This is a genomic window from Prevotella sp. oral taxon 475 (assembly GCF_018127805.1).
In the GTDB taxonomy this organism is placed as follows: Bacteria; Bacteroidota; Bacteroidia; order Bacteroidales; family Bacteroidaceae; genus Prevotella.
Genome location: NZ_CP072334.1, coordinates 406,618 through 424,310, shown reverse-complemented (window position 1 = coordinate 424,310; position 17,693 = coordinate 406,618). Strand labels below are relative to the sequence as shown.

Here is a 17,693-nt window from a genome sequence, read left to right as displayed (position 1 = left end):
TTTCATCCCCCACCCCATTCTCCGCCCCCATACGCCACCTCAACGCAACGCCCTTCAGCGTAGCAACCAAGGCTATTCGAACACCTTTTCAATCTATTGAGAATCAGGCTCTTAGCAAACAGTTTGCAAAAGCTAAGAAAATGCCATCTAAAAGCTAAGAAAATGGGATGCAAAAGCTAAGAAAACGCATGGCGAAAGCTTAGCTTTTGAGAGGTAAGCTCCCTCAACCTCATTGGGGTTAGTCTTGTCCGGGAGTCCTCATTGAAGGGGATGGGGGCTGTTTTACCTCCCGAGTCAGAGGGTTTGAAAATGAAGAAGGATCCATAGAACTCATCAGGCGGGGTGGTTAATCGTTGTTAATCTCTCGAATCGTCAGAGTTTTTTTTGTTCCTTTGCAAGGAAATTAGGTGTAATAGTGCCTTTTTAAAATGAAAAAGAAACCAAACAAGGCTCGCAACCGCTACGGATTGCAGGTGATTACGCTGTGCATCAGTACGTCGTTGGTGCTGATCCTGTTGGGTGTTGTTGTGCTGTCTGTGTTCACAACACGCCATCTTACCAATTATGTAAAGGAGAATCTGGTTGTCACTATGATGCTGGAGCAAGACATGACCAACCCTGAAGCACGCTTGCTCTGCACCCGCTTGAAGACGCGCCCTTACATCAAAAACCTATCTTTCATCAGTAAAGAGCAGGCCCTCAAAGAGCAAACAGCCGCCATGGGCAGCGATCCCTCCGAGTTTATCGGGGGAGATAACCCTTTTCTCTCTTCTATTGACCTAACGCTCAGGGGCGATTATGCGAATAACGACTCGCTGAAATGGATTTCGAAAGAGCTGAAAGCCTATCCCAAGGTCTCGGAAATCACTTATCAGCAAGACCTCATCGAGAGTGTGAACAACACCCTGGGGAAGGTGAGCTTAGTCTTATTGGTGCTGGCTGGACTGCTCACTTTCGTGTCGTTCTCACTCATCAACAACACGGTTCGGCTCAGCATCTACGCCCGCAGGTTCTCTATCCACACCATGAAACTGGTGGGAGCGTCGTGGGGATTCATCCGTAGGCCATTCGTCATGCAGGCCGTGGGCATCGGTGTGGTGGCCGCCTTGCTGGCTATCGGCATCTTGGGCAGTTGCATCTATGCCCTGTCGCGCTACGAAGAGGGCTTGTTCAACGTCGTTACGTGGGACGTTTTGGCAGTGACCGGCGGCTCTATTCTGCTCTTTGGCGTACTCATCACCGCTCTCTGCGCCGGCATCTCGGTAAACAAATTCTTGCGGATGAAGGCGGGCGAGCTGTATAAAATCTGACAGATCGGCTGCATCGTTGCTGCATGAGATGAGCCTCTCTATCTAATAAAGCGTCATCAAGGGGCAAGACTCCTACGCTTCTCGTCTCAGAAAAGGCCTCTCTGTAAAGGGAACAAGTCTGCGGGAGAACGGCCGGAAAACGGTTTTCGTACAACATCAACGTAATAAGAAATGGATAAAAGAAATTTCGCTTTCGACAAAACAAACTTTATCTTGTTGGCCATAGGCGTGCTCATCATCGTCTTGGGCTTCATTTTGATGGGTGGAGCAGGCTCTACCGATGCGGCATTCAACCCCGACATCTTCAGCTTCAAGCGCATCACGGTGGCTCCGATGGTCTGCTTGGTGGGCTTCGTCTCCATCATCTATGCCGTTATCCGCAAACCTAAAGACAACGAGACGGAAGACTAACGGCGCATGGACATTCTTCAAACCATTATCATTGCAGTGGTGGAGGGACTGACAGAGTTCCTCCCCGTGTCGTCTACAGGACACATGATCATCGCTCAAGCCTTGTTGGGCATCGAGAGCGACGCCTTTGTCAAGGCGTTCGATGTGATCATTCAGTTTGGTGCTATCTTAGCGGTGGTGGTGCTTTATTGGCAGCGTTTCTTCCGGTTGGATACTTCTCCGGCACCCGAAGGCAGCACGCCCGTACAACAACTGTTGCACAAATGGAATTTTTATCATAAGCTGCTGGTGGCTTTTATCCCGGCGGTGGTGATTGGCGGGCTCTGCAACAAATATATCGATGTACTTCTGGGCAACGTCATGGTGGTGGCGGTGATGTTGGTGGTAGGCGGTGTTTTTATGCTGTTCTGCGATGGGCTGTTCGGCCAGGGGTCGGCAAGTGCTCGACTGACTACGCGCCGCGCCTTTGCCATCGGCCTGTTTCAGTGCCTGGCGATGATACCCGGCGTGTCGCGTTCGATGGCAACCATCGTGGGCGGAATGGCCCAAAAGCTTACCCGTAAGGATGCGGCCGAGTTTTCGTTCTTCCTGGCTGTTCCTACAATGTTTGCCGCAACGTGCTTGGAACTGCTTAAGTTGTTTCTGCAAATGCACGAAAACGGCGACTATAGCATTCTGGCTTCACATGCCGGCACGTTGCTCCTGGGCTGCGGAGTGGCCTTTTTGGTGGCGTTGCTGGCCATCAAGGGATTCATTGCTTACCTCACAAAATATGGTTTCCGCGCCTTTGGCGTCTACCGCATTATCGTCGGAGGGGCCATCATCGCGTGGCTTCTCTCGGGTCATACGCTTACCATGATCGACTGATGGACTTCAACGCAGGAGAAATTATTGCTATCGACAAGCCCTACGAGATGACCAGTTTCGGTGCCTTGGCTCGGGTGCGTTATCTCCTTTCGCGCAAACTGGGCGTGAAACGGGTGAAAATCGGGCACGCCGGGACACTCGATCCGCTGGCTACAGGCGTGCTCATTCTGTGCACGGGAAAGGCGACCAAACGCATTGCCGAACTGCAGGCGCACACCAAGGAGTATGTAGCAACACTGCAACTGGGGGCTACCACGCCGAGCTATGACCTGGAACATCCCGTTGATGCTACCTTCGAAACGGCACACATTACCCGCGAGGCTATCGCCGAAGTGCTGAAAAATTTTATTGGCGAGATACAACAGGTGCCGCCTTCCTACAGTGCTTGTAAAGTGAACGGCAACCGGGCCTACGACCTAAAACGAAAAGGAAAAGACGTGGAACTCGCCGCCAAGACGCTGCAAATAGACGAAATAGAAATTCTCGACTTCGATGCCGATAGCATGCTGCTCTCTCTTCGCATCGTCTGCGGTAAGGGTACCTATATTCGAGCCTTGGCACGCGATGTGGGAAAGGCTCTCCATAGCGGTGCCTATCTCACCGCCTTGCGCCGCACACGAGTGGGAGAGATAGGCGTGGACCACTGTATCTCTCTCGATGCCTTTCAGGAATGGCTCGATGCTCAACCCATAGAACACTCACCCCTCAAAACACATTAAAGATATGAAACTCTCACAATTCAAGTTCGAACTGCCCGAAGAGCAAATCGCCCTATACCCACACAGCATCTATCACGAGGTAGAAAATGAGAAAGGGAAGAAAGAAACTCTGCGCATGACCCGTCGCGACGAGTGCCGCTTGATGGTATTGCACAGAAAAAGCGGTAAGATCGACCTCTTTAGAAAGGATAAAAAAGGAAAACCCATCCAGGGAGAGTTCATACAGTTTCGTGATGTCATCAACTATTTTAGCGAAGGTGATACCTTTATCTTCAATGACACGAAGGTGTTCCCCGCCCGACTCTACGGCATGAAAGAGAAGACTGACTCGAAGATTGAGGTCTTCCTCCTGCGCGAACTCAACGAAGAGATGCGTCTTTGGGATGTATTGGTGGAGCCGGCCAGGAAGATTAGAATCGGCAATAAGCTCTTCTTCGACGACAGTAGTACGATGGTGGCCGAGGTGATCGACAATACAACCAGTCGCGGACGCACCCTTCGCTTCCTCTATGATTGCCCGCACGACGAGTTTAAACGCTCGCTTTTCGCCCTGGGCGAGTCGCCTCTGCCACGCTATATCATCGATGCGCGCAACAATCACCATGGCACTGAAGAAGATATGGAGGACTTCCAAACGATCTACGCCCAGCGGGAAGGAGCCGTTACAGCCCCCGCTACGGGACTGCACTTCAGTCGAGAACTCATGAAACGATTGGAAATCAAAGGCATCGAAGCTGCTTTCATTACGCTGCATTGCGGACTGGGCAACTTCCATGACATTGAAGTGGAAGACCTTACCAAGCACAAAGTGGACTCCGAAGCGATGCGTATCGATGCTGATGCCTGTTCCATCGTTAATCGTGCTAAGGCTAATGGTCGGCACATCTGCGCCGTCGGTACAAGTGTCTTGAAAGCTACCGAAACGGCTGTGGGCACCGACAATATGCTCAAAGAATATAACGGATGGACCAATCGATTTATCTTCCCTCCCTACGACTTTGGATTGGCCGACACGATGATTGCTAACTTCTATCATCCCTTCTCCACCTTGCTCATGGCTACTGCTGCTTTCGGCGGCTATGACCTCGTGATGGAGGCTTATCGGCAGGCTGTGGAGAACGGTTATCGATTCGGTTGCTTCGGCGACGCTCTGCTCATCCTCGACGATTGATGCTCCACCGCGTCTATTTCAGCTTGGGGGCCAACCTGGGAAACCGCGAACAAACTCTCGGTCGGGCCATTGAGTGGCTCGCAAAACTCGTCGGCCCCGTCGAACGGCAGTCTTCCTACCACGAAACTGCTCCCTGGGGATTTTCCTCCCCACATCCTTTTCTCAACGCTGCCGTATGTTGCAGCACAACACTTACGCCCCGACAGGTGCTCTGCGTCACACAAAAGATAGAGCTCTTGCTGGGGCGTCGCCAAAAAAGCACAGACGGTTCGTATCACGACCGACCTATCGACATCGACATTCTTCTTTATGACGACCTGTGTATCGATGAGCCTGACCTGAAAATTCCACACCCGTTGATGCACGAACGCGAATTCGTGATGAAGCCACTTAACGAAATCCGCTAACCCTTCTTCAACTGTCTGCAAGAGTGGTATGATCAAAAGAAGGCCATCGGCAATATTGCCGATGGCCTTCTTTTGATCATACGCGCCTTGAAAGGCGGAATTGAATGATGGATACCGCAGGTTTACTCTTGCGCTGTTGCTTCTTTCTCGGAATAATCGATCACGTTCTTGCGGTTAGCCTGCATACGGTCGTACTCTTCTTTTGAGCCGACGATGATGCGGTCCCATTGACGAAGCCCCGTTCCGGCAGGTACGAGGTGTCCGCAAATAACGTTTTCTTTCATTCCTTCGAGGCGGTCTACCTTTCCACGGATGGCGGCTTCGTTGAGTACCTTGGTGGTTTCCTGGAACGATGCGGCACTCATGAAACTCTTCGTTTGTAGAGCCGCACGGGTGATACCTTGCAAAATCTGAGTTGAAGTAGCAGGTACGGCATCACGAACTTGCACGGGACGGAGGTCGCGACGCTTGAGGAGAGAGTTCTCATCGCGCAAACGACGAGCCGTAACGATTTGTCCTGCGCGCATGGTTTCGCTGTCGCCGGCATCGGTTACCACCTTCTTACCCCAGATGCGGTCGTTCTCTTCCGAGAAGTCGAGCTTGTCTACCAATTCCTGTTCGAGGAAAGTGGTGTCGCCTGGGTCGTTGATTTGCACCTTGCGCATCATCTGACGTACGATAATCTCGAAGTGCTTGTCGTTGATCTTCACACCTTGCAGGCGGTAAACGTCTTGCACCTCGTTGACGATATACTCTTGCACAGCCGTGGGACCCTTGATGGCCAGAATGTCGTTGGGCGTTATCACACCGTCGGAGAGTGGTGTGCCAGCGCGAACGGCATCGTGTTCTTGCACCAGGATTTGCTTCGAGAGGCTGACGAGGTATTTCTTTTGGTCGCCCGTCTTAGAAGTGACAATGATTTCGCGATTACCACGTTTCACCTTACCCATAGTAACTTCACCATCGATTTCGGACACAACGGCGGGGTTGGAGGGGTTGCGTGCTTCAAAAAGCTCGGTAACACGGGGCAAACCACCCGTGATATCGCCGGCACCACCTACGGCACGAGGAATCTTAACGAGGGTTGTACCCGTCTTGATCTTGGCTCCGTCTTCAACTACCACGTGGCCACCCACAGGGAAGTTGTATGTGCCGAGCACTTCGCCATTGGCCGCCACGATGTCGCAAGTAGGCACCTTCGAACGGTCTTTGGCGTCGGTGATAATCTTTTCGGTAAGTCCCGTGGTCTCGTCGGTTTCTGCACGGAAGGTCACACCTTCCACAACATCGTGGAACTTCAACGTACCCGCATACTCGGACACGATAACAGCGTTGAAGGGGTCCCACTTGGCGATGAGCGTACCTTTCTTAACTACTTCGCCGTGCTTGTTGTAGAGCGACGCACCATAAGGAACGTTGAGCGTAGAGAGTACGATAGAGGTGTTAGGATCTACGAAACGGATTTCGGCCAGACGGCTTACTACCATCTCGCAGTTGCGCTCGCCCTCGTCGGTATCTTCTACGAAGGGTACGGTACGCAATTCGTCGAACTCGATACGCGAGTCGTTCTTAGCCACGATAGAGGCGTTGGCGGCTGCGTTACCAGCCACACCACCCGCGTGGAACGTACGAAGGGTTAGCTGCGTACCCGGCTCACCGATAGCTTGGGCAGCGATAACACCCACGGCTTCGCCCATTTGCACCATTCGGCTAGTGGCCAAGTTGCGGCCGTAGCACTTCATGCAGACGCCATGCTTGCTTTCGCAAGTGAGCACCGAGCGAATTTCAACGCTCTCGATAGGCGACTCGTCGATGATGCGTGCAATGGGTTCGGTTATCTCTTCGCCAGCGGAAACGATCAATTCGCCCGTTGTGGGATGGATGATATCGTGCACAGAAACGCGCCCGAGGATGCGTTCGTAGAGCGTAGAGATGATCTCGTCGCCGTTTTTAAGGGCGGTGCAAACCAGTCCGCGCAGCGTTCCGCAGTCTTCTTCGTTGATAATCACGTCGTGCGAAACGTCAACCAGACGGCGCGTGAGGTATCCGGCGTCGGCCGTTTTCATAGCCGTGTCGGCAAGACCCTTACGTGCACCGTGCGAAGAAATAAAGTATTCTAGCACCGACATACCCTCTTTAAAGTTGGAGAGGATGGGGTTTTCGATAATCTGTTGTCCTTCGGCGCCCGCCTTTTGTGGCTTGGCCATCAGACCACGCATACCTGAGAGCTGCTTAATCTGGTCTTTCGAACCACGGGCACCCGAGTCGAGCATCATGAACACGGCGTTAAAGCCTTGGTCGGCCTCGGTCATCTGCTTCATGAGTACGTTACCCAAGTCGTTGTTTACGTGCGTCCACGTGTCGATAACCTGGTTATAGCGTTCGGTATCGGTGATGAAACCCATGTTATAGTTCTCGGTAATCTGGCGTACCTCTTCGTTACCACGCTTAACAATCTCTTCTTTCTCGCTCGGGATGATGATGTCGTCGAGGTTGAACGACAGTCCGGCAACGTATGCCATGCGGTAACCCAAGTTCTTGATGCCATCGAGGAACTCGCAAGCGCGGGCCATACCCACACTCTTAATAACATCGGCGATGATGCCACGCAGGGTTTTCTTCGAGATGATGTCGTTGAAATAACCTACCTCCTCGGGGATAATGCCGTTTACGATAACGCGCCCTACGGAGGTTTCTACCATTCGGGGCTGTAGTTTTCCGTCAACAAGATCGGTCACCACTACCTTAACGGGGGCGTGCAGGTCGCATCGGCCTTCGTTGTTGGCGATGATGGCCTCTTCGGGACCGTAGAAAGTGAGTCCCGAACCCTTTGCGCCTGGGCGTATCTTGGTGATATAATAGAGTCCGAGCACCATGTCTTGCGAAGGCACAGTGATAGGCGCACCATTGGCGGGGTTAAGAATGTTGTGGCTTTGCAGCATCAGCACCTGTGCCTCGAGAATGGCCTCGTTGCTCAACGGAAGGTGAACGGCCATCTGGTCGCCGTCAAAGTCGGCGTTGAACGCAGTACAAGCCAAGGGGTGAAGCTGAATGGCCTTACCCTCGATAAGCTTGGGTTGGAAGGCCTGAATACCAAGGCGGTGAAGTGTAGGGGCACGGTTGAGGAGCACAGGGTGGCCCTTCATCACGTTTTCTAGGATGTCCCAGATAACGGGTTCGCGGCGGTCTACAATCTTCTTGGCACTCTTCACCGTCTTAACAATTCCGCGCTCGATAAGCTTGCGGATGATAAACGGCTTGTAAAGTTCGGCTGCCATGAGTTTGGGCAGACCGCATTCGCCCATCTTCAATTCGGGACCAACGACGATAACCGAACGTGCTGAATAGTCTACACGCTTACCCAAGAGGTTTTGGCGGAAACGTCCGGCCTTACCTTTGAGTGAATCGGAGAGCGACTTAAGCGGTCTGTTGCTCTCGCTCTTCACGGCTGAGCTCTTGCGCGAGTTGTCGAACAGACTGTCGACAGCCTCTTGCAGCATACGCTTCTCGTTGCGGAGGATCACCTCGGGAGCCTTAATCTCAACCAAACGCTTCAAACGGTTGTTACGAATGATAACGCGGCGATAGAGGTCGTTGAGGTCGGATGTGGCGAAACGGCCACCATCCAGCGGCACGAGTGGGCGCAATTCGGGCGGAATAACGGGAATAATCTTGAGGATCATCCACTCTGGGCGGTTGATTTCGGTGCTAGAACGGAAAGCTTCTACCACCTGCAAACGCTTCAGAGCCTCGGTCTTGCGTTGTTGGCTGGAGTCGTTATTGGCGCGATCGCGCAGTTCGTAAGACAGTGCATCGAGGTCTAAGCCGGCCAAGAGGTCGTAAACGGCCTCGGCACCCATCTTAGCAATGAATTTATTGGGATCGGAATCGTCGAGGAATTCGTTGTTGGGGTCTACCTGAGTTTCGAGTATGTTGAGGTACTCGTCTTCGGAAAGCAAGTCCATTTGATGCGATCCGTTAAGGTCTTCTCCTTCGCTATCTTTGCGTCCTTCTAGCACACCAGGCTTGATAACGATGTACTTTTCGTAGTACACCACGGTATCGAGCTTCTTCGTGGGTAGGCCCAAGAGGTAGCCAATTTTGTTAGGAAGCGAACGGAAGTACCAGATATGAGCCACGGGTACTACGAGTTCGATATGTCCTGAACGTTCGCGGCGCACCTTTTTCTCGGTCACTTCAACGCCGCAACGGTCACAGACGATGCCCTTGTAACGTATGCGCTTGTATTTTCCGCAGGCACATTCGTAATCCTTTGTAGGACCGAAGATGCGTTCGCAGAAAAGACCATCGCGCTCGGGCTTGTATGTACGGTAGTTAATGGTTTCGGGTTTGGTAACCTCACCATACGAATTTTCCAAGATTTCTTCGGGCGAAGCCAATCCGATGGTAATCTTCGTGAAATTGTTCTTTACCTTTGTATCTTTCTTAAAAGCCATTTTACTTTTTCAATTAAGGGTGTGAATTAATCCATCTTGATGCTCAATCCCAGACCGCGAAGCTCGTGCAGCAGCACGTTGAGCGACTCGGGGATGCCTGGTGTGGGCATCGGCTCGCCTTTGACGATTGCCTCGTAAGCCTTGGAACGGCCAACAACGTCGTCGGACTTGATGGTGAGGATTTCTTGAAGGATGTGACTTGCACCGAAGGCCTCGATGGCCCAAACCTCCATTTCTCCGAAACGCTGTCCACCAAACTGCGCTTTACCACCAAGCGGTTGCTGCGTGATGAGCGAATATGGACCGATGGAGCGGGCGTGCATCTTGTCTTCAACCATGTGGCCAAGTTTCAAGAAGTAGGTTACGCCCACGGTAGCAGGCTGGTCGAACTTCTCACCCGTCTCGCCGTCATAGAGGTAAGTGGAGCAGAGACGTGGCAATCCTGCCTTGTCGGTCCACTCGGAAAGGTCTTCAAGTTTGGCACCGTCGAAGATGGGTGTAGCGAATTTCACGCCCAAGTTTTTACCGGCAGCACCGAGAATGGCCTCGAAAATCTGTCCCAAGTTCATACGCGAAGGCACACCCAAGGGGTTGAGTACGAGGTCGACTGGACGTCCGTCTTCGAGGAATGGCATGTCTTCCATGCGCACTACCTTAGAAACGATACCCTTGTTACCATGTCGTCCGGCCAGCTTATCACCCACGCCAATCTTGCGTTTCTTGGCAACATACACCTTGGCCATTTGGAGAATACCCGAGGGCAGTTCGTCGCCAATGGTGATGGCGAACTTGCGACGCTTAAGCTCTGCATCCAACAGCTTGTACTTGCGGATGTAGTTCATGATGAGCTTTTGTATCAAATCGTTCGTATGGGCATCGTCGGTCCAGTCGCTAGACTGAATGCCATCGTATTCCAAGTTCTTGAGCGTTGCCGCGGTGAACTTGCTACCCTTATTGATAATTTCGGCACCTGTATAGTCTTTAACGCCCTGCGACACCTTGTCTTCGGTGAGTTCGAGGAGTTTGTCTACCAGAATGTCCTTGAGGTCTTCGTTCTTAGCCTCGTATTCTTCGTCTATCTTGGCAAGAATAACCTTGTCTTGCTTCTTCGATTCGCGGGTCTTAATGGCACGCGAGAACAATTTCTTGTCGATAACTACACCACTGAGCGAGGGGTTAGCCTTGAGTGACGAGTCTTTAACGTCGCCAGCCTTATCGCCGAAGATGGCACGAAGCAGCTTTTCTTCGGGTGAAGGATCGCTTTCTCCCTTTGGCGAAATCTTACCAATGAGGATGTCGCCTGGCTCAATACGTGCACCAACACGTACCACACCATTGTCGTCGAGGTCTTTTGTGGCCTCTTCGCTCACGTTGGGGATGTCGCTAGTAAACTCTTCTACACCACGTTTGGTTTCGCGAACGTCGAGTGAATATTCGTCAACGTGAACCGAAGTGAGCACGTCGTCGCGTACCAAGCGCTCGGAAAGCACGATGGCGTCTTCGTAGTTGTAACCCTTCCACGGCATGTAAGCCACGAGAAGGTTACGGCCAAGGGCCAGTTCTCCATTCTCGGTGGCATAGCCTTCGGTAAGTATATCGCCAGCCTTAACACGTTGCCCCTTCACGCAGATGGGGCGAAGATCGATGGTCATGTTTTGGTTTGTACGGCGGAACTTGGGCACTCGGTATTCTTTCAATGCGGGTTCGAAGCTTACATACTCTTCGTCTTCGGTGCGATCGTATAGAATACGGATGGTGGTGGCGTCAACATAGTCGATAACACCATCGCCTTCGGCTGTAATCATGGTACGCGAGTCTTCGCAAACTTGCTTCTCTAAGCCTGTACCTACGATGGGCGCATCGTTGTGGAGTAGGGGTACTGCCTGGCGCATCATGTTACATCCCATCAATGCGCGGTGACCGTCGTCGTGCTCCAAGAAGGGGATGAGGCTTGCAGATACAGATGCAATCTGCTGAGGCGACACGTCCATGAGGTCTACCTCGGAGGGTGCAGCTACTGGGAAGTCGGCATCCTGGCGGCATTTAACCACCTCGCGGATAAAGGTTCCGTCTTCGTTCAACGGTGCGTTCCCCTGTCCGATGATGTGATCTTCTTCCTCCTCGGCGGTGAGATATACCAGATTCTTATTGTCGAGATCTACGACGCCATTGTTAACATTACGATAAGGCGTTTCGATAAAACCAAGTTCGTTGATGTTGGCGTATACGCAAAGTGAAGAAATAAGTCCGATGTTGGGACCTTCAGGACTCTCGATGGGACAAAGGCGTCCATAGTGCGTATAGTGGACGTCGCGCACTTCGAAACCTGCACGTTCGCGAGAAAGACCACCAGGACCGAGAGCCGAAAGGCGGCGCTTGTGCGTAACCTCGGCTAGGGGGTTGGTTTGGTCCATGAATTGCGAGAGGGGGTTGGTGCCGAAGAACGAGTTGATAACGCTAGAAATGGTTTTGGCGTTAATCAAATCGGTGGGTGTGAACACCTCATTGTCGCGTACATTCATGCGTTCGCGAATGGTACGGCTCATACGAGCCAATCCTATAGAGAATTGGTTGGCCAGCTGTTCGCCCACGGTACGTACACGACGGTTGCTCAAGTGGTCGATATCGTCAACTGTAGCGTTAGAGTTAACCAACTGAATGAGATACTTGATAATCTCAATAATATCGTCTTTGGTCAGCACGCGGGTGTCCATATCAGTGTCAAGCCCCAGCTTTTTGTTGATGCGGTAGCGTCCTACTTCGCCCAAGTCGTATCGCTTGTCGGAGAAGAAGAGGTTTTGGAATACTTCCCTTGCACTGGCATCGTCGGCAGGATCGGCATTGCGGAGCTGACGATAGATGTACAGCACAGCCTCTTTTTCAGAGTTGCTGGGGTCTTTGGCCAACGTGTTGAAGATGATCGAGAACTTGTTGGCTGCGTCGGCGTCCTTGTGAAGTAGCACGGTAGAAACGCCGCTGTCGAGAATCTCGCCAACGTTTTCTTCGGTAATTTCCGTTTCGCGCTCCATAATCACCTCGTTTCGCTCAATGGATACAACTTCGCCAGTATCTTCGTCAACGAAGTCTTCATTCCAACTCTTCAGCACACGAGCAGCAAGGCGTTTGCCAAGAGCCTCCTTCATGTTCTTCTTATTCACCTTAACCTCTTCGGCAAGGTCGAAGATTTGCAGGATGTCGCGGTCGTTTTCGTAGCCGATGGCACGCAAAAGCGTCGTTACGGGCAACTTTTTCTTACGGTCGATGTAGGCATACATCACGTTGTTGATGTCGGTAGCGAACTCAATCCACGAACCCTTGAAGGGGATGATACGCGCCGAATAGAGCATTGTTCCGTTGGCATGCACGCCTTGACCGAAGAAAACACCGGGCGAACGGTGCAGCTGCGACACCACTACACGCTCGGCACCGTTGATAACAAAGGTGCCGTTTGAGGTCATATAGGGAATCGTACCCAAGAAAACGTCTTGGATAAAGGTGCCGAAGTCTTCGTGATCGGGGTCGGTGCAGTATAGCTTCATCTTAGCCTTCAAAGGCACGCTATACGTAAGGCCGCGTTCGAGACACTCGTCGATGGTGTAACGCGGCGGGTCGATATAGTAGTCAAGGAACTCAAGAACGAAATTGTTCCGTGTGTCGGTTATGGGGAAGTTCTCTGCGAAAACCTTATACAAACCGTCGTTCTTGCGTTCCTCGGGGGGCGTGTCTAACTGTAAGAAGTCCTTGAAAGACTTTAACTGCACATCGAGGAAATCCGGATAGGGCATCGGATTGTGAACGCTGGCGAAATTTACTCTGTTATCAACAATTTTTGAAGCCATTCAATATTATATTATATAATGTGTGGTAGGAATAAGAAGTGCCATTCAACAATAGAAAAGACACAAAAAGGTTAGGACTCACCTACCGGGCAAATCCTAACCGTATTTAGCGTTGTGGCTCAGCTTATTTCAGCTCAACCTTGGCACCAGCTTCCTCAATAGCCTTCTTCAGGTTCTCAGCCTCGTCCTTAGACATACCTTCCTTCAAGGTAGAGGGAACTCCGTCTACAAGCTCTTTGGCTTCCTTCAGACCCAAACCGCAAGCTTCTTTAACAGCCTTTACTACCTGAAGTTTAGCAGCACCAGCATCAACGAGAACTACGTCGAACGACGATTTCTCTTCTGCGCCACCTGCTGCACCACCAGCTGCGGGACCAGCAGCAACAGCAACAGCTGCAGCGGCGGGCTCAATACCATACTCGTCCTTGAGGACTGTTGCCAACTCGTTTACTTCCTTTACTGTCAAATTTACCAATTCTTCAGCGATAGCTTTAATATCTGCCATTTTATTCTAAGTTTTAATTGTTTTTAATATAAGTATTGTTGATTGACTTTTAATTGAACTCCCTCAGGAACACTGTTTCATCTATGCCACAAGAGGAAGGTTCAACGAATTATTCAGGACGTTCGCCCAAGGTTTTAAGCACACCATGAATGGTATTGCCACCTGATTGAAGAGCAGAGATAACGTTCTTTGCGGGTGATTGCAGCAAGGCCACAATATCGGCGATAACTTCGTTCTTGCTCTTAAGAGCTACCAGCTCGTCAAGTTTGTCGGCTCCTACGTAGAAGCTTTCTTCAGCGTATGCTGCCTTGAGAGCGGGAATCCCCTCTTTCTTATAGTCCTTCAGCAGTTTTGCAGGTTCGTTAGCAACCGTGGTGAACATGATTGCAGTCGTTCCTTTCAAGGTGCCGTACAAAGGTTCGAAATCAATATCTGAAGCCTCAAAAGCTTTGTGCAGAAGGGTATTCTTCACAACAGAAAGCTTAATTTCCCTCTTGAAGCAAGTTGCGCGCAACTTGGTTGTTGCCTCAGCGTTAAGCCCGGCAAGATCTACAAGATAGAAATGAGGATACTCTTTCAGCTTCTTACCAAGTTCTACAATGATAGTATCTTTTACTTCTTTCTTCATTTTACAAAACTTTTAGAGTTATTCAACTGATTTCGGATCAATCTTGATACCCTTACTCATTGTGCTTGAAATAAAGATACTCTTGAGATATGTACCTTTAGCAGCAGCAGGCTTCAGTTTGACTACAGTAGAAACGAATTCCTTTGCATTCTGATAGATCTGCTCAGGTGTGAAAGACACTTTACCGATTGACGTATGGATGATACCCGCCTTGTCAACTTTAAAATCGATCTTACCGGCCTTAATATCTTTTACTGCCTTAGCTACATCCATTGTTACCGTACCGCTCTTGGGGTTAGGCATGAGTCCGCGAGGACCGAGAATACGACCTACAGAGCCGACCTTACCCATACAAGAAGGCATAGTAATAATGACATCGATGTCGGTCCAACCGCCTTTGATCTTTTCGATATACTCGTCAAGACCTACATAGTCGGCTCCGGCCTCCTTGGCTGCAGCCTCAGCGTCCGGCGTACACAAGCAGAGAACACGAGTAACCTTACCGGTTCCATTGGGCAACGTCACCACACCGCGAACCATCTGATTGGCCTTACGCGGGTCAACGCCTAAACGAACGTCGATATCGACAGAAGCATCAAACTGAGTTGTCGTAACTTCTTTGACCAACTCTGCAGCCTCTTTCAACGTATAGGCCTTCCCTGCTTCAATCTTATCAGCTACTGATTTTTGCTTTTTTGTCAGTTTACTCATTTTCTTAATTGAAGTTTAATTATTTACCAGGGAACTCCCCGTTGACAGTGATACCCATACTTCTTGCTGTTCCAGCGATAAGCTTCATGGCAGACTCCACCGTAAAACAGTTCAAGTCTTTCATTTTATCTTCAGCGATCACCTTGATCTGCTCCCATGTCACAGAAGCTACCTTCTGACGATTTGGCTGAGCAGAGCCACTCTTCACCTTAGCAATTTCTTTCAACTGCACTGCTGCGGGAGGAGTTTTAAGCTCAAAGCTGAATGACTTATCCGTATAGTAAGTGATAACGACCGGAATAACCTTTCCCGCCTTATCCTGGGTTCTGGCGTTGAACTCTTTGCAGAATCCCATAATGTTGATACCCTTAGAACCCAAAGCGGGACCTACGGGAGGTGAAGGATTCGCAGCGCCACCTTTAATCTGTAATTTGATTAATCCAGCAACTTCTTTAGCCATTTTTGTTGATATTAAAATTTGGATTTTTGAAGACTCTCTGTGCCCGTAACTGCACGTCAGCCTTCTTTTTCAACTTGCATAAAACCTAACTCCAAGGGCGTTTTACGTCCAAAGATCTTGACCATCACTTTCAGCTTATGCTTCTCGGCGTTCACCTCTTCGATGATACCAGAGAAACCGCTAAAAGGTCCATCTACCACTTTCACTGTTTCGTCCACGACGTAAGGAATGGCAATACCATTTTCCAACTCCGTGTTCTCTGCAGCTCCAAGCATACGGTTGATATCAGATTGTGGTACGGGTGAGGGCGAATCCAAACCGCCAAGGAAACCCAGAACATTCGGCATGAATCTCAAAGCATGTGCCACCTCTCCTTTTAAGTCGGCTTCGACAAACACGTATCCGGGAAGACTGATCTTCTCTTTCTCAACACGTTTGCCATTACGCAACGACGCCTGCTTCTCCATAGGTATCAAAACCTGAAAAACACGCGACTGGAGCAACGGGTTATGTTTCATTTCCGCCTCGATGTATTCTTTCACCTTGGCTTCTTTTCCACTAACAGCACGAAGCACATACCAATTTTTCAATGTCTCTGCCATCTTTCCTCTAAGCGATTAATGTGGATAGACCGTACCCATAACAAACCTAAACGCGCTATCCATAATGAACACCACAACTGCAATGACAAGGGAAGCAGATAATACAACCATTGCACTGTGAGTAAGTTCGGCACGCGTAGGCCAAGTAGTATTATGCGCAAGCTCGCTGTAACAAGCCTTGCTATAGTTTACTATCTTTTTAAACATATTATCTTCTTGTTTGCACGGGAAGGAGGACTCGAACCCACGACCCTCGGTTTTGGAGACCGATGCTCTACCAACTGAGCTATTCCCGTAAAAAGATTCCCGCAACCCGAGTTACGGGAATCCCGATATTGAATATAGCCGAAGCTATGATTATTCAATAATTTCGGTAATCTGGCCTGCACCTACCGTACGTCCACCTTCGCGGATAGCGAAACGGAGACCTACATTCAGGGCAACTGCGTAGATAAGATCTACTGTGATCTCTACGTTATCGCCAGGCATTACCATCTCTACGCCTTCGGGAAGAGTGATTTCACCGGTACAGTCCATCGTACGCAGATAGAACTGAGGACGATACTTGTTACCGAATGGTGTATGACGACCACCTTCTTCTTTCTTCAGAACGTATACAGAAGCCTTGAACTTCTTGTGAGGTTTGATCTGACCCGGATGGCAAAGCACCATACCGCGCTTGATTTCATTCTTATCGATACCACGGAGCAACAGACCTACGTTGTCACCAGCTTCACCCTCTTCGAGCAGCTTGCGGAACATTTCAACACCTGTTACAACGCACTTCTTGTCTTCACCGAGACCGAGCAACTCAACTTCGTCGCCCACTTTCACTTTACCCGTTTCGATACGACCCGTAGCAACGGTACCACGACCAGTGATCGAGAACACGTCTTCAACAGGCATCAAGAAAGGTTTGTCCACTTCACGAGGAGGCAGAGGAATCCAAGTATCAACGGCATCCATCAATTGCATTACCGAATCAACCCACTTGTCAACACCGTTTAGTGCACCAAGGGCAGAACCACGGATGATAGGAGTATTGTCGCCATCGTACTCGTACTGATCGAGCAGCTCGCGCATTTCCATCTCAACGAGTTCCAACATTTCTTCGTCTTCCACCATATCGCACTTGTTCAGGAAAACAACCAACTTCGGAACGTTTACCTGACGAGCGAGCAACACGTGTTCGCGAGTCTGAGGCATAGGACCGTCAGTGGCAGCAACTACGATAATGGCACCGTCCATCTGAGCAGCACCCGTTACCATGTTCTTCACATAGTCGGCGTGACCCGGACAGTCAACGTGTGCATAGTGGCGGTTAGCCGTTTCGTACTCGATGTGAGCGGTGTTGATGGTGATACCACGCTCTTTTTCTTCGGGGGCGTTGTCAATCTGGTCGAAAGACTTAATCTCTTCAGAACCGAAGCCCTTCTCATGGAGAACCTTAGAAATGGCAGCGGTCAAGGTGGTCTTACCGTGGTCTACGTGACCAATAGTACCAATGTTTACATGCGGTTTGGTACGCACAAATGTCTCTTTAGCCATAGCTTTTGTTTTTTATTTATGAATTGATTTATCAAATGGTTTTCCAATGCAAAAAGAA

Annotated in this window: 15 protein-coding genes and 1 tRNA gene; 6 read left to right on the top strand and 10 right to left on the bottom strand. The window is 50.3% G+C overall.

Annotated features, from left to right (window positions below):
* The first annotated feature begins 428 nt into the window (after window positions 1-428).
* The 6 genes from J5A66_RS01610 to folK all read left to right on the top strand — a co-directional run bounded on the left by J5A66_RS01610 (window position 429) and on the right by folK (window position 4,885).
* Window positions 429-1,310, top strand: a complete 882-nt coding sequence (locus tag J5A66_RS01610; protein ID WP_211790748.1) for an ABC transporter permease — start codon at window positions 429-431, stop codon at window positions 1,308-1,310.
* Between the two features lie 171 nt (window positions 1,311-1,481).
* The gene (locus J5A66_RS01605; protein WP_211790747.1) at window positions 1,482-1,721 is read left to right on the top strand and encodes a DUF3098 domain-containing protein; all 240 of its coding nucleotides are present in this window, start codon (window positions 1,482-1,484) and stop codon (window positions 1,719-1,721) included.
* Between the two features lie 6 nt (window positions 1,722-1,727).
* A complete protein-coding gene (locus tag J5A66_RS01600; protein ID WP_211790746.1) occupies window positions 1,728-2,588 on the top strand; it encodes an undecaprenyl-diphosphate phosphatase in 861 nt (286 codons plus the stop codon).
* Window positions 2,588-3,307 (top strand): tRNA pseudouridine(55) synthase TruB, encoded by a 720-nt coding sequence (gene truB, locus J5A66_RS01595; protein ID WP_211790745.1) that lies wholly within the window; start codon window positions 2,588-2,590, stop codon window positions 3,305-3,307. Before J5A66_RS01600 ends, truB begins: the two co-directional genes overlap by 1 nt.
* Before the next feature lie 4 nt (window positions 3,308-3,311).
* Window positions 3,312-4,478, top strand: a complete 1,167-nt coding sequence (gene queA / locus J5A66_RS01590; protein WP_211790744.1) for a tRNA preQ1(34) S-adenosylmethionine ribosyltransferase-isomerase QueA — start codon at window positions 3,312-3,314, stop codon at window positions 4,476-4,478.
* The gene (gene folK / locus J5A66_RS01585; RefSeq protein ID WP_211790743.1) at window positions 4,478-4,885 is read left to right on the top strand and encodes a 2-amino-4-hydroxy-6-hydroxymethyldihydropteridine diphosphokinase; all 408 of its coding nucleotides are present in this window, start codon (window positions 4,478-4,480) and stop codon (window positions 4,883-4,885) included. Before queA ends, folK begins: the two co-directional genes overlap by 1 nt.
* A gap of 122 nt (window positions 4,886-5,007) precedes the next feature.
* Here folK and rpoC read toward each other — a convergent pair whose 3' ends face one another.
* The 10 genes from rpoC to tuf all read right to left on the bottom strand — a co-directional run bounded on the left by rpoC (window position 5,008) and on the right by tuf (window position 17,635).
* Window positions 5,008-9,342: a DNA-directed RNA polymerase subunit beta' gene (gene rpoC / locus J5A66_RS01580; RefSeq protein ID WP_211790742.1), complete on the bottom strand. Its 4,335-nt coding sequence runs from the start codon at window positions 9,340-9,342 to the stop codon at window positions 5,008-5,010.
* Window positions 9,343-9,368: 26 nt separating this feature from the next.
* Window positions 9,369-13,181 carry a DNA-directed RNA polymerase subunit beta gene (rpoB, locus tag J5A66_RS01575; RefSeq protein ID WP_211790741.1) on the bottom strand — a complete coding sequence of 1,271 codons (3,813 nt, stop codon included), beginning with the start codon at window positions 13,179-13,181 and terminating at the stop codon, window positions 9,369-9,371.
* Between the two features lie 124 nt (window positions 13,182-13,305).
* Window positions 13,306-13,686, bottom strand: a complete 381-nt coding sequence (gene rplL, locus J5A66_RS01570) for a 50S ribosomal protein L7/L12 (RefSeq protein ID WP_211790740.1) — start codon at window positions 13,684-13,686, stop codon at window positions 13,306-13,308.
* A gap of 109 nt (window positions 13,687-13,795) precedes the next feature.
* Window positions 13,796-14,314, bottom strand: coding sequence for a 50S ribosomal protein L10 (rplJ, locus tag J5A66_RS01565; protein ID WP_211790739.1), 519 nt, complete (start codon window positions 14,312-14,314; stop codon window positions 13,796-13,798).
* An 18-nt stretch (window positions 14,315-14,332) separates the two neighbouring features.
* Window positions 14,333-15,025 (bottom strand): 50S ribosomal protein L1, encoded by a 693-nt coding sequence (gene rplA / locus J5A66_RS01560; protein WP_211790738.1) that lies wholly within the window; start codon window positions 15,023-15,025, stop codon window positions 14,333-14,335.
* A gap of 19 nt (window positions 15,026-15,044) precedes the next feature.
* The gene (gene rplK, locus J5A66_RS01555; protein WP_211790737.1) at window positions 15,045-15,485 is read right to left on the bottom strand and encodes a 50S ribosomal protein L11; all 441 of its coding nucleotides are present in this window, start codon (window positions 15,483-15,485) and stop codon (window positions 15,045-15,047) included.
* A gap of 56 nt (window positions 15,486-15,541) precedes the next feature.
* Window positions 15,542-16,087, bottom strand: a complete 546-nt coding sequence (nusG, locus tag J5A66_RS01550) for a transcription termination/antitermination protein NusG (protein WP_211790736.1) — start codon at window positions 16,085-16,087, stop codon at window positions 15,542-15,544.
* Window positions 16,088-16,102: 15 nt separating this feature from the next.
* On the bottom strand, window positions 16,103-16,294 hold the full coding sequence (secE, locus tag J5A66_RS10235) for a preprotein translocase subunit SecE (RefSeq protein WP_211790735.1): 192 nt from the start codon (window positions 16,292-16,294) through the stop codon (window positions 16,103-16,105).
* A 16-nt stretch (window positions 16,295-16,310) separates the two neighbouring features.
* Window positions 16,311-16,383: transfer RNA gene (locus J5A66_RS01540), tRNA-Trp, on the bottom strand.
* 61 nt (window positions 16,384-16,444) lie between these two features.
* Window positions 16,445-17,635 carry an elongation factor Tu gene (tuf, locus tag J5A66_RS01535; RefSeq protein WP_211790734.1) on the bottom strand — a complete coding sequence of 397 codons (1,191 nt, stop codon included), beginning with the start codon at window positions 17,633-17,635 and terminating at the stop codon, window positions 16,445-16,447.
* Between the last annotated feature and the right edge of the window lie 58 nt (window positions 17,636-17,693).